The organism is Terriglobales bacterium (assembly GCA_035454605.1).
Lineage (GTDB): Bacteria > Acidobacteriota > Terriglobia > Terriglobales > Acidobacteriaceae > DATMAB01.
Genome location: DATIGQ010000184.1, coordinates 1 through 2,559, shown reverse-complemented (window position 1 = coordinate 2,559; position 2,559 = coordinate 1). Strand labels below are relative to the sequence as shown.

The 2,559-nt window shown below is 62.8% G+C and carries 2 protein-coding genes; both read left to right on the top strand.

Going from position 1 to position 2,559, the window contains the following annotated elements:
• On the top strand, positions 1–363 hold a 363-nt coding region (locus tag VLE48_12970), incomplete at its 5' end, for a hypothetical protein (GenBank protein HSA93918.1).
• 78 nt (positions 364–441) lie between these two features.
• Positions 442–1,665: an IS256 family transposase gene (locus VLE48_12965; protein ID HSA93917.1), complete on the top strand. Its 1,224-nt coding sequence runs from the start codon at positions 442–444 to the stop codon at positions 1,663–1,665.
• The last annotated feature ends 894 nt before the right edge of the window (positions 1,666–2,559 follow it).

The following is a 2,559-nucleotide window of genomic DNA, read 5'->3' as shown; positions in this document are numbered from 1 at the left end:
AGCCATTCGTCGGGTTATCGGGCAGCCGCCGCAATACGACAAGTGCGTGCCGCACAGCAGTTCGATCCGAATATTGGCCACAAGGAACTGGCTGAGCTCTATAACCACATCGGACTTGAAGATCTTGCGGAGCGTGAGTTTCAGAAGGCATTTGAGATCGATCCGACCAGCAGCATCCTGGCATCAGACTATGTCGCGTATCACGCCCTCCTGCACCGCCCTGACGAGTTCTTGACCGCACTTCGGAAGTATTTTCCCGAAGCTCCCGTGCCGGTGTCGTATCACGTGATGAAGGGCGATCGTAAAGCGGCAAGGGTTAGAGTCCCAGCTCGTGGTGGAAATTCGATAGGCCTGGCGGCGTAGACAAGGGAAGCCGCCATCGCGCATCTTTCCGTGAGTTCTCTCTTGGCCGGAGAAGGACGACACGGAGGTGTTGACGCGATGGCGAAGCCCAGAATGGATCTGTCTGCGTTTATTGGCAAGCTCCTCGAGGAGCAGGACGGGGATGTGCTGCGGGAGGGCATCCGGGTGCTCTCGCAGGCGTTGATGGAAACGGAGGTGGCTGGGCTTATTGGTGCGGACCGCCACGAGCGCACGCCCGAACGGACGGGCCATCGCAACGGCTACCGGATGCGGACCTGGGACACGCGGGTCGGCACGATCGAGCTGGCGATCCCGAAGGTGCGGCCCGGCACCTACTTCCCCTCGTTGCTGCAGCCTCGCCGGCGCGCGGAGCACGCCCTGCTGGCGGTGGTCCAAGAGGCGTACGTGCATGGCGTCTCGACGCGGAAGGTGGACGAGCTGATGAAGGCGCTCGGGCTCGATGGCGTCTCGAAGTCGGAAGTATCCCGGATTTGCGGCGAGCTCGACCCGCTGGTGGAGGCCTTCCGGACACGGGCGCTGACGACCGACTATCCGTACCTCTGGGTCGATGCGACGTACCACAAGGTGCGGGTCAACGGGCGCGTGACCAGCCAGGCGACGGTCGTCGCCGTGGGCGTGACCAGTGAGGGCGAGCGCCAGGTCCTCGGGATCGACGTCGGCCCGTCGGAGGATCGGGCGTTCTGGACGGCGTTTCTGCGGAACCTCGTCAAACGCGGCCTCCGCGGCGTGCGCCTGGTCACCTCCGATGCGCACGAGGGCCTGAAGCAGGCGGTCGCGACGGTGCTGAGCGGCGCGGCGTGGCAGCGGTGCCGCGTGCACTTCATGCGGAATCTGCTCGCGACGGTGCCGAAGGGCGCGCGTGAAGCGATTGCCGCGGTGGTGCGGACGATCTTCGCGCAACCGGATCACACCACGGCGATGACGCAGCTGCGGAAGGTGGCGGACGGCCTCCGCGCGCGCTTTGCCCGGGCCGCCGCGTTGCTGGAGGAGGCCGCTGAAGACGTGCTGGCGTACCGGCACATGCCACTTGAGCATCAGCGTCAGCTGCACAGTACGAATCCGCTCGAGCGCCTGAACAAGGAAATCAAGCGGCGGTCCAATGTGGTCGGGATCTTTCCGACCCCACAATCCGTCATTCGCCTGGTCGGTGCCATTCTGCTCGAGCAGGATGACGAATGGGCGGTGGCCGAACGGCGCTACTTCAGCGCCGAATCGATGAAGCAGCTCACAGCGCCGGCGTTGCCCGCCACGGCGCAGGAGATCTTCGCCGCCATTGCGTGAAGGACGGACGCCGGTGTGGGCGCTTGTGGAAACCGCTCTGTGGTTTCCAGGCAGCGGTGGACGGTGCTCTTCCGTCCACGGCTGCGGCAGCGTCCACGCCGTGGTCGAACTCAGGGAAGACGCGCGCGATTTACACCACTTGACGGGACACTACCCCCCTCGGCGCACAGTCCTTTGCTCGTCTCGCTCCTTCACAATCGTGTTCAAGAGGCTGTTGAAACCTTTGTGCGCGCTTTGCGCAATACACTGAGGAGAGAACTGCACGCGCCGTGCAGGAGACGAAATGAGACATCACATTGCTAGTGCTGCAGTAGCCGGCTTGCTCTTGGCCACTACTCTTGTCATTGGGAACCTCTGGTACACGCGGTCCGACGCTCTGGGACTGGTCGCGTCGATCGCGACGTGGCCCATTTATCCCGCGTTCTACATCATGATATTCACCGGTCCTTACCAGGGGCCCGACGGTCTTCCAGACCTGATTGATGTCTACATCCTCTCGTTTATGCTGTGGTGGTTGGTCATCGACATTGGGCTAACTGTGTTCAGAAACGCCAAAGAAGCGAGAACGACAGCGCGCTTTCCGAGGCATTGAGAATTGGCCGATTCAATGTGTCGCAAGTGACCCCAGAGGGCACGTAAACACCGCATGGCCAGCTCAGGAACACTTGGGCGAGCCCAATCTGAAGAGGCTGCCGCACGTTTGAGTAATCAGAACACCGCTGCGCCGCAGCTGAGGTTGGCGCAAGCTGGTCACGGTGTGTTAGAAACACGCCCGTAGCGTCTTGTCATTCCAGACTTTCGCCTCCTGCACTGGGCGATGGAGAGCTTGCCGGCGCTCGGCGGCGGTCGGAGGAGCGCAGGGGCTGACGGCTGGCTGCCGCACCACAACGCGCT